Raw genomic sequence first — 15,612 nt, 5'->3', positions numbered from 1 at the left:
TTCTTTTATCTTATTACCAGTATTATAGGATAAGGGAAAGCTTTTATAAGATTATTCTATAAAAGTTGAAAATATCTACTTTATACCATATTTAAAAGAGAAAAATAAAATCCCTTTTGTGCTCATAAGGTAGATATGTATTCATTTTGTAGAAAAAACATCCACATACTTTTCCTTCTTTTGGGGATTATCTTTGTATTTAATTCTGGTGCATGGGGTAATAGGGGGGCACAAAATACAATTGTCGAACAAACGATAGCTTCTTATTCAGTTGATGAAATTATTCTGCAACAACAGTTGATTATTAAGACTCTTGAAGAAAATACTGAAACTTTAAAAAGAGATTTTGACAGAAAGCCAGAAGATGAGCGTGCTTTAGAAGAATTACGGTTACGTGCACAAGATATCAGTGAACGTGCTATTGAGGCAGCATTTGTTTTGCGTCCTCCTCTTAATGAGATTAATACACTTCTTGATCAATTAATGGAGCTCCATCGTGACGTGAAAAAACTGAAAAGCTCTGTGAAGGAATATTCCTATTTGATAGAGCAAAAAGCTAAAATTAACAGTATCATGCTTCGTTTTGAAGCAATTTTCTTAGCGGCAAATAGAATAGCTGAACTTTCTATTTCTCAATCTCGGGAGCTTTTTAAACGCACGCTTACGTATAGGCTTGAGTTTTCGATTCCGATGGTTAAACATCTCGTCCAAAAAACAAAAGAGGCTTCATCAGATTTTCTTGTGTTGTTAAATTCTTGGTGGAATTTTATATTTTACTTCAAGTTTTTACAACTATTTCTTTGCTTTTTAATTCCACTTTTTATTACTTTGGGACTTTCGTATTTTTCTCAAAAAGTTCTTGTTCATGTGTATTGCCACTTTACGAAGTCTAATGAGGAAATATCTTATTTACAACGCTTATTGATCGCCTTTATTTCAGTTCTCTTACCTTCACTTGTATGTATTCTTTGCGTTTATCTTGTGTTGTTTTTGTTTCGTAGTTTTAACTTAGATCTAGGTAAGCTTACAACAGTTTTTGATATGATAGGTTGTCAAATTATTTTATTATTTTTAATCAATCGATTAGCGGTTGTTCTTCTATCATCGAATAGGCCCCATGTAGGTCTTCTCAAGATTACATCATCGTCTGCTTATCAATTAGTGATTTTACTCACTTCTTTAGGGGGTATTTTGGCATTTGACGCTGTTCTTGATAGTATTTATCAAATCATTTCAGCGCCTCTATCTTTAACAATTGCTAAAAGTTTTATTGCTGTTTTTCTTGTAGCGATATTGCTATTTATAATATCATTTGTACCTTTGCGGTTTAGACGTAGGCGTGTTCAAGAAGAAAAAAAAGAGCCATACTTTTGGCCATTTTATATACGCATTCCTCTTATTGGCTTGGGGTTACTGCTCTTTGTATTGAATTTTTTAGGTTACGTTGGACTTGCGCGTTTTATTACGCAGCAAATTATGATTGATGGAGCATTTTTAGTTCTCATGTATTTAGGAATACAAAGCGCTCAAGCACTTGGAACTAAAGACCAATTTATGAAAACAACGGTTGGTCATCTTTTGATGCAGAGGTTTCATTTAGAAGAAAAAACGATGAATCAATTGGGAGTTTTTGTGAGCGTTTTTCTCAATTTATTTGTTGTTATATTTTGTGCAATGCCAATTGCTGTACAGTTTGGATTTTCCTATTCTGATTTAAAAGCAGTTTTGTGGCAATCGGTGACCGGTTTTCAGATTGGAAATATTAGTCTTTCTTTGATTTCTCTTGTAACAGGAATTATTTCTTTTTGTGTTTGCTGGTTTCTTATTCGCCGATTTATTGGTTGGTTAGATAATGTGGTGTTGGTTCATGGAGAGTTCGATTCTGGTATACGTAATTCTATCAAAACAGTGATAAGTTATGGAGGCGTTGTTGTATCTTCTTTGACCGGATTATCAATGGCAGGTTTGGATCTTAGAAATTTCGCTCTTATTGCTGGAGGACTTTCACTTGGTATAGGTTTTGGTTTACAGAATATTGTCCAAAACTTTGTCTCTGGACTTATTATTTTAGTTGGAAGACCATTTAAAATAGGGGACTATATAGAATCTGGATCAGTAGGGGGTGTTGTTAAGCGTATTAGTGTGCGTGCAACGGAACTTGAGACAATTCAGCGTAAGACGATTATTATTCCCAATTCAAGCCTTATTAATAACAACGTTAGTAATTGGACACGACGTAATAAAGTAGGACGAATTGATATACCAGTTACTGTATCATCTAAGGTTGCTCCAGAGCATGTTGCTGAAATTTTGTTAGAGATTGCTTCTGCGACAGAAGGCGTTTTAAAAAATCCTATCCCACAGGTGAGTTTTACAGCATTTGATCGTAAGAGTTTTTCCTTTAATTTGGCTATTTATGTGCCTAATATTACCTCATCTTCTCATGTAACCAATGCTCTTCGATTTAGCCTATATAAGCGTTTTGCTGAGGAAGGAATCTTAGAATGCTGAAATATACTTATATTTTGATTACAGTTATTCTATTAAGTATTTTTACCATAACAGCTTTTGCTGCAACAGTGAAGAATACTGATTTAAAGATACAATCTCTTATTGTTGTTGAAGGAAGTATACCTTCAAAAATTTCTTTAAATACTCATCAAACAATTACAATTTGTATGAAGGGATGTTTTATAACTTTTCCTAATAAAGACCGTTTTGCAATAAAGGCAGATGATAATATAGAAATCAGTAGGGGAAGAGCAATTTTTAAATAAAATGATTGAGAATTTTTGTTTGGGGACAAGATTTAGAAGGATAATGATATTGTGTGTAATTAATAATCTCATCCTTTAGAAAATGGTAAAAAAAAGGTATGATTTTAGTATAAAATGGATGTTTTTTTATACTATGTAGAATCTACAGTATGCATTTTGGATGTAAGAATATTGAGGTATTTATAGTATTGTTAATGAACATCGATTTTCTAAAAATAATTACATCATTTTTAGAATTTTTTCATAAAAAAAGGCATAAAATATACTATTTTGTGATTTTTTTGCGGTAATTTTAATACAAAATGTTTTATATTTCCTCCTTTTGACAAGATAATATGTATTTTTATTAAATATTTATTATTTGAAGTAATCATTATTATAATATTTTAAAATTTATTTGATAATATTAAATTTTGATGTAATGATATATTAATATAGTAATAGATTTAAATGTAACTATAAAGGAGTACATGCGATTTTGCAGCATAAGATTTTATAAAACTTTGTTTTTCTAAATGTGATTTTTGATTATATTTAAATTTAGCAATGGGGTATAATTTTATGAATACAAAATTTATAACAGCATCTGTTTTTTCTTTGATTTCACCTTCTATAGTACAGGCTGCAGATGTGGTGGCTCACGAAGAGCCAGTACATGTTGCCTCAGAAGTTGTTGCTTCTTCACCTTTTTCTTGGGGAGGTGTTTATTTCGGGGGGCAAGTTGGTGGCTTTTCAAGTAAGATTTCTGCAACAGCGCCTGATGTTAATATTCCTCTCTATCCTGATGAGGGTAGTAAAAGTAAACCATGGATACCTGTCGAGAAACAGCATATGCCCGATCTTTCTGGGTTTATAGGTGGTTTTTATGCGGGTGTTAATTTTGATCTCGGTAATAATTTTATTATGGGGATTGATACGGATATCATTTTAACGGAAAAAAAGGATACAAAAACAAGATTTCATGCAGATGAATCGAGTGCTGGTGGAACTGAAGGATTGGGCACTGAAGGATCGGGTAGTGATACTGAGGAATTAGATACAGAAGAAAAAAGTCGAAAAAAGGCAAAAATTGTCAGGAGACAGGGCAGAGGCTTTTCTCGCTCTTCTGCAGAGGATAAAGAAGAGAAAGACAGTTTAACTTTTAATCATACGTTAAAACAAAAATGGACAGGTGCTACACGGGTGCGTGTTGGGTTTTCTGCAGGGCATGTGATGCCTTATATTGCTGGTGGTGTTGCTTATGGACAGTTTCAGGATATTTTGTCGACAGTAATTACGGGAGGTGAGCCATTTAATAGGACATCGGATGTAACAAAAACGATGATTGGTTATACTCTCGGTGGTGGTGTTGATTTTGCAATGACAGACCATCTTGTTGTGCGTGCGGAATATCGTTACTCAGATTTTGGTAAAAGGAAATTTAAAGACGAGATTGAAGTTAAGTATAAGACGAATGATTTTCGCGCAGGAATAGCTTACAAATTCTAATTTTGTAGGATAAAGGAGCTTAAATTTAAGAGGTCCTATTTCTTTGATAGGGCCTTTATTTTTTAATTTTATGCATTGTAAACACTATTTTATGGTGAAAAAAGGGGGGCTTTGACTTTGAGTGAGAATGAGGAGGTAAGGAAGAGTTACTCAGATTCTTAATTGTTAAGAATAAAAAATTTTTAGTTCACGAGGTGTGGTTGAAACATTTGTTGGCAAAGAAGGATTGCTTCGTCTTTTATATTATTACAGTTATCACTTTATAATACCGTTATAGAGTTGCAAACAGTAAACTTAAAGAGAGTTTTTACTATCTAAGTAATGAGAAAATAAAGAAAATTCACATAGAGTGGTGCGGACGGCGTGCACCTATTTTTTCTTTATTTAGAATTCTCTACGCTATCACCTGATTGCGCGTTTTACTTTTTTCTATATTTATAACTAACTGTTTTTATTTGATTTTATTTATAAAATTGCCTTTTGTATATAATCTTGCTATCAAATGAAATCGCTCCAAGTGCGATTCAAAAGGTGGTTCAAAAGGTGGTTCAGAAGGTGGTTAGCAGAACGAGAACACGTGATAGACTGTCTGTCTTATCTGTAAAAAATCTATCTAAAGTAAAATATGCTGATGGAGCTGGGCTATGGCTTATCAAAACAGCCCAAAATCAAGGGCGTTGGATTTTTCGATTTGATTTCAATAAAAAACGTCGTGAAATGGGATTAGGCTCTTGTAGCGTTGTATCTTTGAAAGAAGCGAGGCTTAAAGCTACAGCTTGCCGTGACCTTTTGCACCAAGGTATTGACCCGATTCGTAAAAGGAAAAATGAAAAATTACGGCAGGCAGTTGATAGTATTTCTTTACAAAAAATAGTTTTAAGTGCTTTTGAAGCCAAAAAAAGCGAATTGAAAAATGAAGGTAAAGCAGCAAGGTGGTTAGTACCTCTTACATTGCATGTTTTTCCTAAACTTGGGGATATAGCAATTACTGAATTAACGCAATTTGATATAAAAGAGTGTTTGTTGCCTATTTGGAAAACAAAAAATGAAACAGCGAGCAAGGCTTTATCACGTTTGAATATTGCTATAAAACATGCCGCAGCACGTGGTATAGATGTGGACATGCAATTGGTACCAAAAGCAAAAGCTTTATTGGGAAAATTTATTCAAAATGTTCAAAATATTCCTGCTATGCCATGGCAGGAAGTTCCGGCATTTTATCAAAGCTTGGATGATAAGATTCTTTCAAATTTAGCACTGAAGTTGCTTATTTTGACTGGAGTACGGTCGTATCCATTGCGCTATTTGCGTCTTGAACAAATAGATAAAGATATATGGACGATACCAAAAGAAAATATGAAGGGCATTGTAGGAAAGGTTTCAGATTTTCGCGTGCCATTGAGTGATGAAGCTTTAAAAGTGATTGAAAAATCTCTCCCCTTTGAAAAAAATGGTTTTTTATTTGCTGGGAGTTCTGGAAAGCCTATATCTGATGTAACACTTTCTAAATTCATGAAAGACAAAGGTTTTGATTATAGACCCCATGGTTTCAGATCTAGTCTTCGTGACTGGATAGCAGAAACAACGTCAACACCATTTGAGATTGCTGAAACTGTTCTTGCGCATTCCGTTGGGAGTTCAGTGACAAAAGCTTATATGCGGACAGATTTTTTAGAACAACGACATACCCTTATGGAACAGTGGGCTGCATTTATAACAGGAGCGACCTAAGGGGATCAAATTGTTAATGTTTTGAAAACCACTGTTTGAGATGTGTAAAACGACATTATTTCTTGCATCTGCGAGACGCGCGAAATTGATAATTCATTTGCTAAACAGTTTCGCACATCTCAGAATGTATTTAGAGTCGGATATTTGGTTTTTGTGTAAAAATATTTACCAATGCATCTATAAGACGTGAAAAATCAAGCGCTAGCAAGAGTATAATGAGTACAATCCATCTCGTATAACGTGACATCACTTTTATACTTTTGTAGGTCATGATAATTTCTTGAAGGATTTCTTTTTCTCCTTCTGTAAGCTCTGTATCGTCTTTTGTTTTTTTCTTAGCCATGTTTCCACCCACACACACGTTCGCCCTGCTTGTTATGCTTTAAGATATCTCTTGCTAAATTGGAACTGATGACGTTAACATCTTGCCTCTCTAAATAAATTGGCAACCAACCAACACAAGAGACATACTTATTTGTCCCGCAACCAACGAGAGAGAGCAGTACGCACATCAGTATCACTTTTCTGATTAACTTCATTTTCCACCTCCAGCCGTGTTGTTGCTGCTTTTAAGGTTTTTTCTGTTTGCTTTTGCTGTTCTGCCTTTTTTCCAAGGGTAAAAGCTTTTGCCAAAGCCATAAAAAAAGCGGCTAGAGCCGCGCCTATTAACAGCAGATTTCTTTTCATCCATAAGATCATAAACGGTGTTCCTGAAAACGTTTAGCAACAAAGAAAATGCCAGCACATGCGGCTAAAACCATAATGGTAGCAAATGCCCATTGCACTGGACCATTGCCTGCTAATAAGCCTCCAAGCCCTGAAAAAGAACCAATAACTGGTGCAAGAGCTTCAGCTTTAAAAAGTCCCGTTGGTGCTTGCGTTTCTACTGTTTGATAATTGGAGGAAACATAAGCCCCTTTTGCCCATAAGCCTGTTTCTGCCGCACGCCGGTGTGCGAGACCTTCAAGACGCTTCCCGCCTGCTTTGGTCCATTTCTGTAGCTCGGCAGGGACAGCTTCATATTCACCTTGATTGAGCTTTTTTAACAGTGTCGAGTTACAAAAGGCTGTTGTTCCTACATTATAGCAAAACGACACTAACGCCGCGAATTGTTCATCGGTTAAAGCAACTTGAACTGCTTGTTCAACGACATTCTCAAATTGTCTTAAGTCTTGGCAAAGAAGTTCTTCTGCTTGCTTTTCAGTGATTGTCATGCCTTCGTAAATAAAAGGCTTTCCAGCATTGTTTGTATGTCCATAACCAATGGTCCACACTCCAATGGCATCTTTATAGGCATTGAGACGTAAACCTTCCCATTGTTTAATCAGTGCTAACCCTTCTGGTGATATTGTTCTCATGTATTGCTCCTATAAAAAAGCCCCACAAAAGGTGGGGCAGATTGATAGATTAAAATTGTAATTATTGCGTTTTATTAAAAGTAGTGTTTCATGTAACTTTTTTCTGTGTTATACGTTACATGAAACATAATGGAGATTTTGTTATGGCTACAATGCACGTTAATGAACGCGTTCAAAAACATCGCAACGCACAAAGAAAAGCAGGTTTGCGTTTAATGCAAATTTGGGTACCAGATACGCGTCAACCGAACTTTGCAGAAGAGTGCCGACGCCAATGTCGCTTAGTCGCAAAAATGGATAAAACAGATACATCTATGCAGTTGTTGATGGATCAATCTTTAATGGATGTTGATGGCTGGACAGAATGATGCGTGGATCTCTCGTCACAATAGCTATGCAAGGCGATTTTGGTAAACCAAGACCTGCGTTAATCATTCAAGCTAATCAATTCAATGAACATACAAGTGTAACAGTTTTACCCATTACTAGCACACTTGTTGATGCGCCATTACTCCGCATTACGATTCAGCCAAACGCTAAAAATGGTTTGCAAAAACCTTCGCAAGTCATGATTGATAAGATTATGACGGTAAGATGTGAAAAAGTTAGTCCAGCTTTCGGCTCCATTCATGCAGATAAAATGGTAGAAATTGAACGCTGTTTAGCTGTATTTTTAGGAATAGTAAAATAAAAATAGTATTTCTTTTTATCATCATAAAATAGCTTTGTTTATCTATCTTCTTCATCCATATGGATAACGCCTTCACCTTCATCACATGCGTCTGGTGGAGCGTTTGGATCAAGGGTATCATCCTTGTCTGGTGTTGTGTTTGCAACGTTTCCAGCCGCATCTTCTTGGGTTTCATCAAAAAGCTCGCAATCCATTTTTGTAGTGTAACCACCCGTTTTATCAAGTTTGTGCTTAACACTTTTGATGCGCCATTCTGCTGGAATATAGGGGCGGAAAGGGGGCTCCTGAACAAGCTTTGCTTCTGCTTGCACAAAAGGATCACCACCAATATCACATGAGAAAGAAGATTTCCCACGAGATGATTTATTGCGATAAGCCGCAATGGCTGCAACAGCCTCTGATTGATTGTGGTAGGTGTATTTGAGTTCATGAAACGGCGGATTACCAACTTTGACTTCTTTTTTTTCACCACTGCGGATATCATGATAGTTTGCGATAACACCGCCTTTTTTCTCTTCTTCTTGCTCTTGATTTTCAGGTGTTTCTGCTGCTGTCTCTACTTTAGGCAAATTGGGGGCGTCACTTTCATCCATATGGATAACATCTTCGCCTTCTTCAATTTCCTCTGGCTCTCGTGCATCAGCGGCGGCTTTTTGATCATCTCCTGCATCTGTCTTTAATCCATTGGCGGCACCTGCTTCATCGCGTGCACTGTATTTAAAATCCCAAGAGGTACATTGTTTTTCATGGATAACAACAATAGGGAGTGTTTCACCGGTAATGGCTTTGCCTTCACCCCGTTTGGCAAGCACCAATTTGCCATCAACGGGTTTTGCTACCGCATCATAGTTTTCTGCAAGGCGCGTGGCAAAAGCCATATCGCTTTCAGAAGTTTGGTCAATGTGACGCACAACAATTTTGGCAAGAGCAGGGTCAACTTTTGGTGTATAGCCATTGCGCTGTGCTATCTCTTGAATAATACTGCCAAGGGTTTGTTGGTGATAGGATTGGCTTTTGGGTGTTCTATAAGACGTGTTCATAGAGGCGGCGCGTCCTGTAACACTTAAGCTTTGCGGTGGGCTGCTTACAGAAATTTCGTCTATCAGATAGGCTCCCATATCGCGGTTTTTTCCGCCTTCATAGCCAAGAGTTACAGAAATAACTGTCCCGATAAGAGGAATATCAAGAAAGCCGTTATCACTGTCACGGGCACGGTCATCAAGCTCTATAGTGATACGATCACTTTTGTTTTCTGCTTCATCGGTAATTTCAATTGATAAAACATAGTCCATCAGCATTCTTGTGATGTCCTCTCCATTTGCCAGAACCATGCAAAAAGGTTTCATGATTTGCTACCCCAAATTCTGATTACTGGTGTGGCTTTCGGATAGGGGAGGGTTGGTAAGAGTATCGTGATGCCTGCTTTTAAAATGGGTCCATAGTCTGCAAGACCAAAGTTTGCTGCATAAACGCGTTCAACAGCAAGGGCTTGTTGACCCTTTGCATAGTATCTCCAGCAAATGGCATCAACCATATCACCATCTTTGGTCATATAAAGATCACTCATAGGTCTTCACCATATTCTCTCAACTTTATTGTAAATTCTTGTTTTTTGGGGATGCCATTATGATGAAAAATGCTTTGTTTTTCCTCTACAGAAAGAATGACAAACTTACCTAAGATTTTGCCTTGACCAGTCACAAGAATGTGAGGTCCTTCATGTGCCATTTGCCGTAAATATTCGAGCTGTCTGTGACCACCTTTGAAATCTGGATAAATCACACCAGTTAAAGAAAATTCCGCATTTGCAACGGCAGGCAATTGAAGAGCTGCTTTGCGCCCCAATCGTCCTTGCTCTACCCATGGAACCCCATAAGACATATCAAGTGTTTGATAAGCTGCTGTTTCAATCGAAAAAATAAAACCACCCAAAGCTAACATCATGGTATTTAATCCGAAAGGCTAGAGGCTATGGCTAAACGTTGCTGTTTTGCATAGCGTTCAAGTGCTTGATTGACAGCGTCTCTGATTTCGTCCTTGAGACCATTGGGGACGGAAATATTTAGATTTGTAATGGTTACACGGGCGTCTACTTCAACGGGCTTATGAACCGTAATTGGCTTTGGAGCTTTAAAGGCACCTACTTTATTTGTTGCCTGCATTTGTCCTGTTTCAACGACACTTGTATTAAAACCACTCTTGCGTTTTTCAGGCGGGGTATTTGTAACCACTACTGTATCCAGCATTCTTTTTGCCTGTGTATTGGTTTCTTCGGTAAAGGTTTTAATGGTCTGCGTTGAAGTCTTGTCTATTGAAACATTAAACCCTAACTTTTCTTTCACCCAATTAGGCATCCAACTGGTTAATTTCTTCATCATATTGCCAAATCCGTTATATAGATCACCCCATTTGCTTTTGATGCCCTCCCAAAGCCCATTAATAAGATTGGAACCTGCTTCCATTAAATCGACCCCAAGCAACCATTTAATCAATGCATTTATGCCTTTTGCAATCCAAGAGAGGGGTGAAAACTTTTTAAAGAGACTAAAGAGGTTACTGAAAATGTTACTGCATAAATTAGCCAAAGAACTCAACAAATTTCGTAAGAAATTCATGACCGTATCCCAATTTTTATAAAGCAGATATCCAATTCCAATAAGGGCTGCAATACCAGCCATTATCCAGCCTATGGGGGTTGTCATGATAGCAACACCAAGCGATATAAAAGCAGAACCAACAGCGGTTATTGCTGGAATAACTGAAGCTATAAGAACTGCTCCAACCGCGGCTAAAGATGCAGCTACCCAACCATTGAGTTTGTCCCAATATTGATAGAGGACAAAGAGCGCTGCAATGCCACCCATTAACCAACCGATAGGTGTCGTCATAATTGTGATACCAAGGCTAACAAAAGCAGTTCCTACGGCTGCTAATGCGGCAATGAGTGGACCAAAAATGAACGAACCAAGTGCCACAAGTCCTACCTTAAAGAGGGTTATTTCACCAATCAATGGCTCTAGCCATTGGAACCAGCCTTTAATCCTCTCTGTGAGATCACTGATGCCTTTTCTTAAATCAGAGGTAGGATTAAGCAAATCATTAAAGACTTTTCTTAAGGTTTTTGCCCAGCTCGCAACAGTTGTTTGAATGAGGTCGCGGTTTTCATCAATTAACTTTGAAAAACCGTCAACCATATCATTGATCACGGGCATGAAACGCGCGCCAATAAAGCTCGCGATACCGCCTATTTTTTTCTTAAAAGCACCAAGCTTATCACTTAAATCTGCGGCATAGCGTGCAACATCGGCACCTATCAGCCACTTTCCTTTTCTCGCCTTTGCAAACAGCTCTTTAATGGGTGCCATGCCTTGTGCAAGCATGGAAGCCATTTCTTTGCCATCACCCCCAAACAGCAGGGCAGCAATATGCTGTCTTTGTGCTTGATTTTTCATCTTACTCATCTTGTCGGTAATTTCTTCCAACAAAGCCGAATTTGATTTGAGTTTTCCAGAAGCGTTTTTGACAGAAATGCCAAGCGCCTCAAACCCCATAATGCCTCTTTTTTGTCCAGCATATGCTTGTGCTGAACGTCTATTTAAAGTTGCTAGAGATTGTTGAAAAAGTTCAGCAGAAGTGCCTGAATTATCGGCTGCATCGCCCCATAATTGAAGCGATGCAACACTCATCCCCAAATGTCGTGATGCGTGATGAAGACTATCTCCCAGATGCATGGTTTTCATGGTGAGGGCGGTTACACTTGCCACAAGACCACCACCAGCAAGCCCTAAAACACCGGTAAAGACCGAAGCACGGCTTGCCGCCGTGCCAAGAGCACTTTGAACACCTTTCAAACTTGACGTCATGTTTTTGACAGCAGCAGAAAAGCGCGGAATACTCAATCTATGTGAAAGTGTTTTTGACAATGTATCGAATTTTTTTTGAAGATGTTTGAGAGGTGCGGTGAGTTTGTCTTCAAGAGACAGTTTCACCTTTGCATCAGCAACTTTTTCACTCATTTTGTCTTATACCTTCCTGCTGCTTGTTTTCGCCAGAATATGAGTTCTTGCGGTTCCATTTCCATCATGTCCGAAAGGGACCAATGAAAAACAATGGCGATATCGGCTATGAGTTTAGCGGCGGTTTCCCAGTCGAGGTATCCCGCCGTTTGATAAAAGACTCTAAGATTTCTCCAATGCTTGCCAAATCATTGATATCGAGTTCGCTAACAGCCTCATGCGGCCATCCAGAAAGACGTGCGATCATAGCAATTGTTTGTTCAACACCTTCCTTCTTATCGATTGCTTGCACATCTTTTGTTTTGGGACGCCGTAAGGTGATTTCGGTGTGTTCTTTTCCTTCAAATGTAACCGGCACAAGTAATTTATGTGTAATGCTTGTTTGTACTGCCATTTTTATAATCCTATGTTTACTCTATGGTCTGCTAATTGATTGATGCCATTGAATTTTCTCACCAAGTTAAGGACATCTATCTCAACGATTTCCATATCTTTCTGGACATATTTGAAATACTGCAATGTGAAGGTCGCTGTAGAAGTTGCTTTGCTTCCTGGTTGCCATTCTGCCATTTCAAAGCCTTTGCATATCCCTCTCATGGTGATGACAACACCTTCTGCGGGTGTGCCTTGGGCTTGCATCGAACTGCGTAATGAGATATCGACATCAGTGCGCCCCAGCAGTGTCATCAACTCTGGAGAGCAATCAGAAATGGTCATGCTAAGTGTGAGGGTTTCAAGACCAAGATCAACCTCAATAGAGCTATCCATGCCTCCGCCACGATAACTTTCAACAACCAAGTTCAAATTCGGTAATGTTACGCTTTCACATTTTGCTTGATAGGGAATGCCATCGACAAAAATGTTAAAATATTTTAGAACCCTTGGTAAAACTGGTACAGTCATTAAAAGATCTCCTCTAGGTAATCATTGATGATTTGTGAACGGAACGTGATGTGTTCTGCGGGTGTTGTGGGGGTAAATTCGACATTGAAATAGACTCTGCCGCCTTCAATGGCGCTTGCTGTGTTAAGCTCTAGATCAGGTGTACAGCGTCCACCAAGAATGGCGCCTTGTGCTTTCAAATCACGCAAATAGGCATTGACGCTTTCACTGACATCATTCATGTAGGTTTTTTTGATATTGCGGTCGACAGCCCATAGATGCCCGCGCAAAATGGCGTCATTAATCATATCTGCGGTTCTCACCACCGATAAGAAAGCAAACTTTGTATCACTTGAAAGGGTGCGATTACCCCAAAGACGATAACCGTTTTCGCGGATAATTGTTGTGATGTTTTGTTCGTTAAGAAGGTTGGCGCGGCTGGATCTGTCCCCAATGGAAAAATCAATGGGGCGTGCAATACCAACAATGCCATTGATCACTTTGTTTGAAGGGGAATGCCAAAAACCATGTGTAAAATCTGTTTTGGCAATGACACCTGCAACCGCTGCACTTGATGGCTGTTCTATAGTTTTTCCATCACGATTCACCTTTACAAATGGATTAATAAGAATGGCGCGTTTTGAATCAAAATCTTTTGCTGTGCTAAGGGCTGCTTCATCTGTGCTGTTTGGTGCATCAAGCACCACAATCGCACGCAGACGCTCGGCAATGCCAATCAATTCTGCTGCTACGGGGTTGGCAGTTGCACCAGTTCCATTCTCTTCAATATTCACACTGGAAGGGCGTTGATGTGTAAAGCCTAGAGCGATGAGAATGCGTGGTGTTTGTCCTACAATGGATTGCGCTCCAATCAAAGCATGAACACCTTCATAAGCACCATTTGCGTTTACACCACCTAGAACATTGGTGAGTGTTGCATTTTCATTGTCACCCTCGTTCACACGGACGACAACGACAATTGCTCCCACTTGCTTGAAAATGAGATCAAGGGCATTGGGTAAGGTACCTTGACGCTTACCCGTTTTATCCAGTTTAGCTGCTTGTGAAAGAGAGCCTGCTACCAAAACCGGTGTGTTGAGAGGGAATGCTTGTTCATCGGCATCGGGTGCTGTGCCAACAATCCCGATAACGGCAGACTGAACCGCGCGAAGGGGGCGGGTGCCGTCGTCAACCTCGTCAACTTCAACACCGTGTAGAAAACCTGTTGCCATACTTTATGCTCCTTTAAATGAGGGATGAATTAAAATGAATGGGAAAAATGAGAGGTAAAAAGCCGCTCTTGAGAAAGGTTTGTTTTCAACAAGCACTTTCTTTTTATAAATATCTTGACTTGGTCCCAAAATGGTACTAAGATTGATAAAAATCAGGATAAACTTATGAAAATTGTTAAAATCTCCACACTTCAAACTTTTTGGGCTCGATATCCTGATGCTGAACAACCGTTAAAAGCATGGGTAGATGAAGCTAAAAATGCGCAGTGGCGTTCTCCTCATGACATTAAAGAGAAGTATAAAAATGCAAGCATATTAAAGAATAATCGTGTTGTTTTTAATATTAGAGGCAATGATTATCGTTTAGTTGTTTCAATCTTTTATCCAGCAGGTTGGCTTTATATAAAATTTATAGGGACACACAAACAGTATGATGCAATTGATGCTAATACTGTAGAACTAAAGGAATTTAAGAAATGAATATCAAACCACTTCGCACTGAAAGAGATTATCAAGAAGCTTTAGAAATTGTGTCTGCAATGTTTGACAATCAACCTAAAGAGAATACTCCAGAATTTGATCAAATGGAGGTTCTTGTGTTGTTGATTGAAGCGTATGAAGCAGAACACTATCCTGTTTCTCCTCCTCACCCGATTGAAGCTATTAAATTTAGAATGGAACAAATGAACTTAAGTGCTAAAGATCTCGTTCCTGCGATTGGTCATTTAAATCGTGTTTATGAAATCTTGAGTGGTAAAAGAAAATTAACACTGCGCATGATTAAAAACTTGCACCAACAGTTCAATATTCCACTAGAAAGTCTGATAGCTTAGGTTTTATACTAATTTATTTTTTTGAAAGATTTTTAAGGGGTTTCAAAAGGTCTTCAAAGATCATTTAAAGACCCTTTAATATGTATTATTTCTCGTTTTAGAAATCGCAATTTGAGATGATCAGCTCTTGAGCCGGCATTGGATTATTTGAACCACATGTATAAGATGTATTCACTTCTTTTAGTTTAAATTGGCTAAAGGTTTTTCGGATCTCTGGCACATCATTGAGAGACAGAACAAACTTTCCCTTTAATTGTGCAAGCAGTGTGGACATCGTCTGGTAATCCTCTCGCTTAAACAAATCCTTGCCATAGCAATTCTCAACGCCTGTTAAAGCCCTTTTAAAGGGCTTTAAAAGAGCTTTAAAAGGACTTAAAAACATATAAGCCTGCTCATACAAAAGCTATCCATTTGACTTGCGCTATTTTTGGTTTTGTATTTAATCTTTCCATAACCTTATAAGAACAGCGCCATCAGCTCCAGCGCCGCTTGGAGAAGAATCGGCATGAGAGCCAGCACCACCACCACCAAAACCACGCCCTGCTTTTCCCGAACTATAGGAACCTTTGCCGACTCCTCCAGAGCCACCACGTGATGTATCACC

General features: G+C 38.5%; 20 protein-coding genes and 1 pseudogene. 8 read left to right on the top strand and 13 right to left on the bottom strand.

All coding sequences use genetic code 11. The annotated features are described in order from the left end of the window. Positions 1-135 precede the first annotated feature (135 nt). The 4 genes from ACFING_RS04400 (at position 136) to ACFING_RS04385 (ending at position 5,996) form a co-directional block, all read left to right on the top strand. Positions 136-2,511 carry a mechanosensitive ion channel domain-containing protein gene (locus tag ACFING_RS04400; protein ID WP_375613488.1) on the top strand — a complete coding sequence of 792 codons (2,376 nt, stop codon included), beginning with the start codon at positions 136-138 and terminating at the stop codon, positions 2,509-2,511. Beyond that, positions 2,505-2,777 carry a hypothetical protein gene (locus ACFING_RS04395; protein WP_375612155.1) on the top strand — a complete coding sequence of 91 codons (273 nt, stop codon included), beginning with the start codon at positions 2,505-2,507 and terminating at the stop codon, positions 2,775-2,777. The genes ACFING_RS04400 and ACFING_RS04395 overlap by 7 nt, the downstream gene beginning before the upstream one ends. A gap of 561 nt (positions 2,778-3,338) precedes the next feature. After that, positions 3,339-4,265 (top strand): outer membrane protein, encoded by a 927-nt coding sequence (locus tag ACFING_RS04390; protein ID WP_375630025.1) that lies wholly within the window; start codon positions 3,339-3,341, stop codon positions 4,263-4,265. A gap of 555 nt (positions 4,266-4,820) precedes the next feature. Beyond that, the gene (locus ACFING_RS04385; RefSeq protein ID WP_375630049.1) at positions 4,821-5,996 is read left to right on the top strand and encodes a tyrosine-type recombinase/integrase; all 1,176 of its coding nucleotides are present in this window, start codon (positions 4,821-4,823) and stop codon (positions 5,994-5,996) included. 130 nt (positions 5,997-6,126) lie between these two features. Here ACFING_RS04385 and ACFING_RS04380 read toward each other — a convergent pair whose 3' ends face one another. From ACFING_RS04380 to ACFING_RS04365, 4 genes are read right to left on the bottom strand one after another with little or no spacing between them, the layout of a single operon-like run. Next, positions 6,127-6,339: a hypothetical protein gene (locus ACFING_RS04380; protein ID WP_375618855.1), complete on the bottom strand. Its 213-nt coding sequence runs from the start codon at positions 6,337-6,339 to the stop codon at positions 6,127-6,129. Next, positions 6,332-6,535, bottom strand: coding sequence for a hypothetical protein (locus ACFING_RS04375; RefSeq protein WP_375630024.1), 204 nt, complete (start codon positions 6,533-6,535; stop codon positions 6,332-6,334). Before ACFING_RS04375 ends, ACFING_RS04380 begins: the two co-directional genes overlap by 8 nt. Then, positions 6,468-6,695 (bottom strand): hypothetical protein, encoded by a 228-nt coding sequence (locus ACFING_RS04370; RefSeq protein ID WP_375630023.1) that lies wholly within the window; start codon positions 6,693-6,695, stop codon positions 6,468-6,470. The genes ACFING_RS04375 and ACFING_RS04370 overlap by 68 nt, the downstream gene beginning before the upstream one ends. Further along, complete coding sequence (locus tag ACFING_RS04365; RefSeq protein ID WP_375630022.1) at positions 6,692-7,354, bottom strand: lysozyme; 663 nt, start codon at positions 7,352-7,354, stop codon at positions 6,692-6,694. The genes ACFING_RS04370 and ACFING_RS04365 overlap by 4 nt, the downstream gene beginning before the upstream one ends. 143 nt (positions 7,355-7,497) lie before the next feature. On the opposite strand from ACFING_RS04365, the gene ACFING_RS04360 reads away from it, so the two are divergent. Both ACFING_RS04360 and ACFING_RS04355 read left to right on the top strand, forming a co-directional pair. After that, positions 7,498-7,722, top strand: a complete 225-nt coding sequence (locus ACFING_RS04360) for an antitoxin MazE family protein (RefSeq protein WP_019224016.1) — start codon at positions 7,498-7,500, stop codon at positions 7,720-7,722. Next, the gene (locus tag ACFING_RS04355; RefSeq protein ID WP_375630048.1) at positions 7,722-8,045 is read left to right on the top strand and encodes a type II toxin-antitoxin system PemK/MazF family toxin; all 324 of its coding nucleotides are present in this window, start codon (positions 7,722-7,724) and stop codon (positions 8,043-8,045) included. Before ACFING_RS04360 ends, ACFING_RS04355 begins: the two co-directional genes overlap by 1 nt. A gap of 38 nt (positions 8,046-8,083) precedes the next feature. Here ACFING_RS04355 and ACFING_RS04350 read toward each other — a convergent pair whose 3' ends face one another. The 8 genes from ACFING_RS04350 to ACFING_RS04315 are packed head-to-tail and all read right to left on the bottom strand — an operon-like array spanning position 8,084 to position 14,175. Next, a complete protein-coding gene (locus ACFING_RS04350; RefSeq protein WP_375630021.1) occupies positions 8,084-9,391 on the bottom strand; it encodes a phage late control D family protein in 1,308 nt (435 codons plus the stop codon). Next, positions 9,388-9,612, bottom strand: a complete 225-nt coding sequence (locus tag ACFING_RS04345) for a tail protein X (protein WP_375630020.1) — start codon at positions 9,610-9,612, stop codon at positions 9,388-9,390. The genes ACFING_RS04350 and ACFING_RS04345 overlap by 4 nt, the downstream gene beginning before the upstream one ends. Beyond that, a complete protein-coding gene (locus tag ACFING_RS04340) occupies positions 9,609-9,989 on the bottom strand; it encodes a phage tail protein (protein WP_375630019.1) in 381 nt (126 codons plus the stop codon). The genes ACFING_RS04345 and ACFING_RS04340 overlap by 4 nt, the downstream gene beginning before the upstream one ends. Before the next feature lie 5 nt (positions 9,990-9,994). Beyond that, positions 9,995-12,061: a phage tail tape measure protein gene (locus ACFING_RS04335; protein ID WP_375630018.1), complete on the bottom strand. Its 2,067-nt coding sequence runs from the start codon at positions 12,059-12,061 to the stop codon at positions 9,995-9,997. Next, on the bottom strand, positions 12,058-12,120 hold the full coding sequence (locus ACFING_RS04330) for a hypothetical protein (RefSeq protein ID WP_375630047.1): 63 nt from the start codon (positions 12,118-12,120) through the stop codon (positions 12,058-12,060). Before ACFING_RS04330 ends, ACFING_RS04335 begins: the two co-directional genes overlap by 4 nt. A gap of 47 nt (positions 12,121-12,167) precedes the next feature. Continuing rightward, complete coding sequence (locus tag ACFING_RS04325; protein WP_375630017.1) at positions 12,168-12,455, bottom strand: phage tail assembly protein; 288 nt, start codon at positions 12,453-12,455, stop codon at positions 12,168-12,170. A gap of 2 nt (positions 12,456-12,457) precedes the next feature. Continuing rightward, complete coding sequence (locus ACFING_RS04320) at positions 12,458-12,964, bottom strand: phage major tail tube protein (protein ID WP_375630016.1); 507 nt, start codon at positions 12,962-12,964, stop codon at positions 12,458-12,460. After that, complete coding sequence (locus ACFING_RS04315) at positions 12,964-14,175, bottom strand: phage tail sheath subtilisin-like domain-containing protein (protein WP_375630015.1); 1,212 nt, start codon at positions 14,173-14,175, stop codon at positions 12,964-12,966. Before ACFING_RS04315 ends, ACFING_RS04320 begins: the two co-directional genes overlap by 1 nt. A 165-nt stretch (positions 14,176-14,340) precedes the next feature. On the opposite strand from ACFING_RS04315, the gene ACFING_RS04310 reads away from it, so the two are divergent. Further along, positions 14,341-14,655 carry a type II toxin-antitoxin system HigB family toxin gene (locus ACFING_RS04310; RefSeq protein WP_317993618.1) on the top strand — a complete coding sequence of 105 codons (315 nt, stop codon included), beginning with the start codon at positions 14,341-14,343 and terminating at the stop codon, positions 14,653-14,655. Then, positions 14,652-15,008, top strand: coding sequence for a type II toxin-antitoxin system HigA family antitoxin (locus ACFING_RS04305; RefSeq protein WP_156851753.1), 357 nt, complete (start codon positions 14,652-14,654; stop codon positions 15,006-15,008). The genes ACFING_RS04310 and ACFING_RS04305 overlap by 4 nt, the downstream gene beginning before the upstream one ends. A gap of 97 nt (positions 15,009-15,105) precedes the next feature. On the opposite strand, the pseudogene ACFING_RS04300 reads toward ACFING_RS04305, so the two are convergent. Continuing rightward, positions 15,106-15,336 (bottom strand): annotated as a pseudogene (locus ACFING_RS04300) (DNA adenine methylase); the annotation flags it as partial. Positions 15,337-15,612: the final 276 nt, after the last annotated feature.

The organism is Bartonella sp. AP150HLJHH (assembly GCF_042196385.1).
GTDB lineage: Bacteria > Pseudomonadota > Alphaproteobacteria > Rhizobiales > Rhizobiaceae > Bartonella.
The sequence above is the reverse complement of the archived record's forward strand: the minus strand, read 5'-3'. Positions and strand labels throughout refer to the sequence as shown.

Excerpts from the sequence above, each read along its gene's own strand:
- ACFING_RS04360 (WP_019224016.1), top strand. The coding sequence starts at position 7,498 with ATGGCTACAATGCACGTTAATGAACGCGTTCAAAAACATCGCAACGCA.
- ACFING_RS04310 (WP_317993618.1), top strand. The coding sequence starts at position 14,341 with ATGAAAATTGTTAAAATCTCCACACTTCAAACTTTTTGGGCTCGATAT.
- ACFING_RS04340 (WP_375630019.1), bottom strand. The coding sequence starts at position 9,989 with ATGATGTTAGCTTTGGGTGGTTTTATTTTTTCGATTGAAACAGCAGCT.
- ACFING_RS04355 (WP_375630048.1), top strand. The coding sequence starts at position 7,722 with ATGCGTGGATCTCTCGTCACAATAGCTATGCAAGGCGATTTTGGTAAA.
- ACFING_RS04395 (WP_375612155.1), top strand. The coding sequence starts at position 2,505 with ATGCTGAAATATACTTATATTTTGATTACAGTTATTCTATTAAGTATT.
- ACFING_RS04335 (WP_375630018.1), bottom strand. The coding sequence starts at position 12,061 with ATGAGTGAAAAAGTTGCTGATGCAAAGGTGAAACTGTCTCTTGAAGAC.
- ACFING_RS04305 (WP_156851753.1), top strand. The coding sequence starts at position 14,652 with ATGAATATCAAACCACTTCGCACTGAAAGAGATTATCAAGAAGCTTTA.
- ACFING_RS04400 (WP_375613488.1), top strand. The coding sequence starts at position 136 with ATGTATTCATTTTGTAGAAAAAACATCCACATACTTTTCCTTCTTTTG.
- ACFING_RS04365 (WP_375630022.1), bottom strand. The coding sequence starts at position 7,354 with ATGAGAACAATATCACCAGAAGGGTTAGCACTGATTAAACAATGGGAA.
- ACFING_RS04350 (WP_375630021.1), bottom strand. The coding sequence starts at position 9,391 with ATGAAACCTTTTTGCATGGTTCTGGCAAATGGAGAGGACATCACAAGA.
- ACFING_RS04390 (WP_375630025.1), top strand. The coding sequence starts at position 3,339 with ATGAATACAAAATTTATAACAGCATCTGTTTTTTCTTTGATTTCACCT.
- ACFING_RS04380 (WP_375618855.1), bottom strand. The coding sequence starts at position 6,339 with ATGGCTAAGAAAAAAACAAAAGACGATACAGAGCTTACAGAAGGAGAA.
- ACFING_RS04375 (WP_375630024.1), bottom strand. The coding sequence starts at position 6,535 with ATGAAGTTAATCAGAAAAGTGATACTGATGTGCGTACTGCTCTCTCTC.
- ACFING_RS04315 (WP_375630015.1), bottom strand. The coding sequence starts at position 14,175 with ATGGCAACAGGTTTTCTACACGGTGTTGAAGTTGACGAGGTTGACGAC.
- ACFING_RS04370 (WP_375630023.1), bottom strand. The coding sequence starts at position 6,695 with ATGATCTTATGGATGAAAAGAAATCTGCTGTTAATAGGCGCGGCTCTA.
- ACFING_RS04345 (WP_375630020.1), bottom strand. The coding sequence starts at position 9,612 with ATGAGTGATCTTTATATGACCAAAGATGGTGATATGGTTGATGCCATT.
- ACFING_RS04320 (WP_375630016.1), bottom strand. The coding sequence starts at position 12,964 with ATGACTGTACCAGTTTTACCAAGGGTTCTAAAATATTTTAACATTTTT.
- ACFING_RS04325 (WP_375630017.1), bottom strand. The coding sequence starts at position 12,455 with ATGGCAGTACAAACAAGCATTACACATAAATTACTTGTGCCGGTTACA.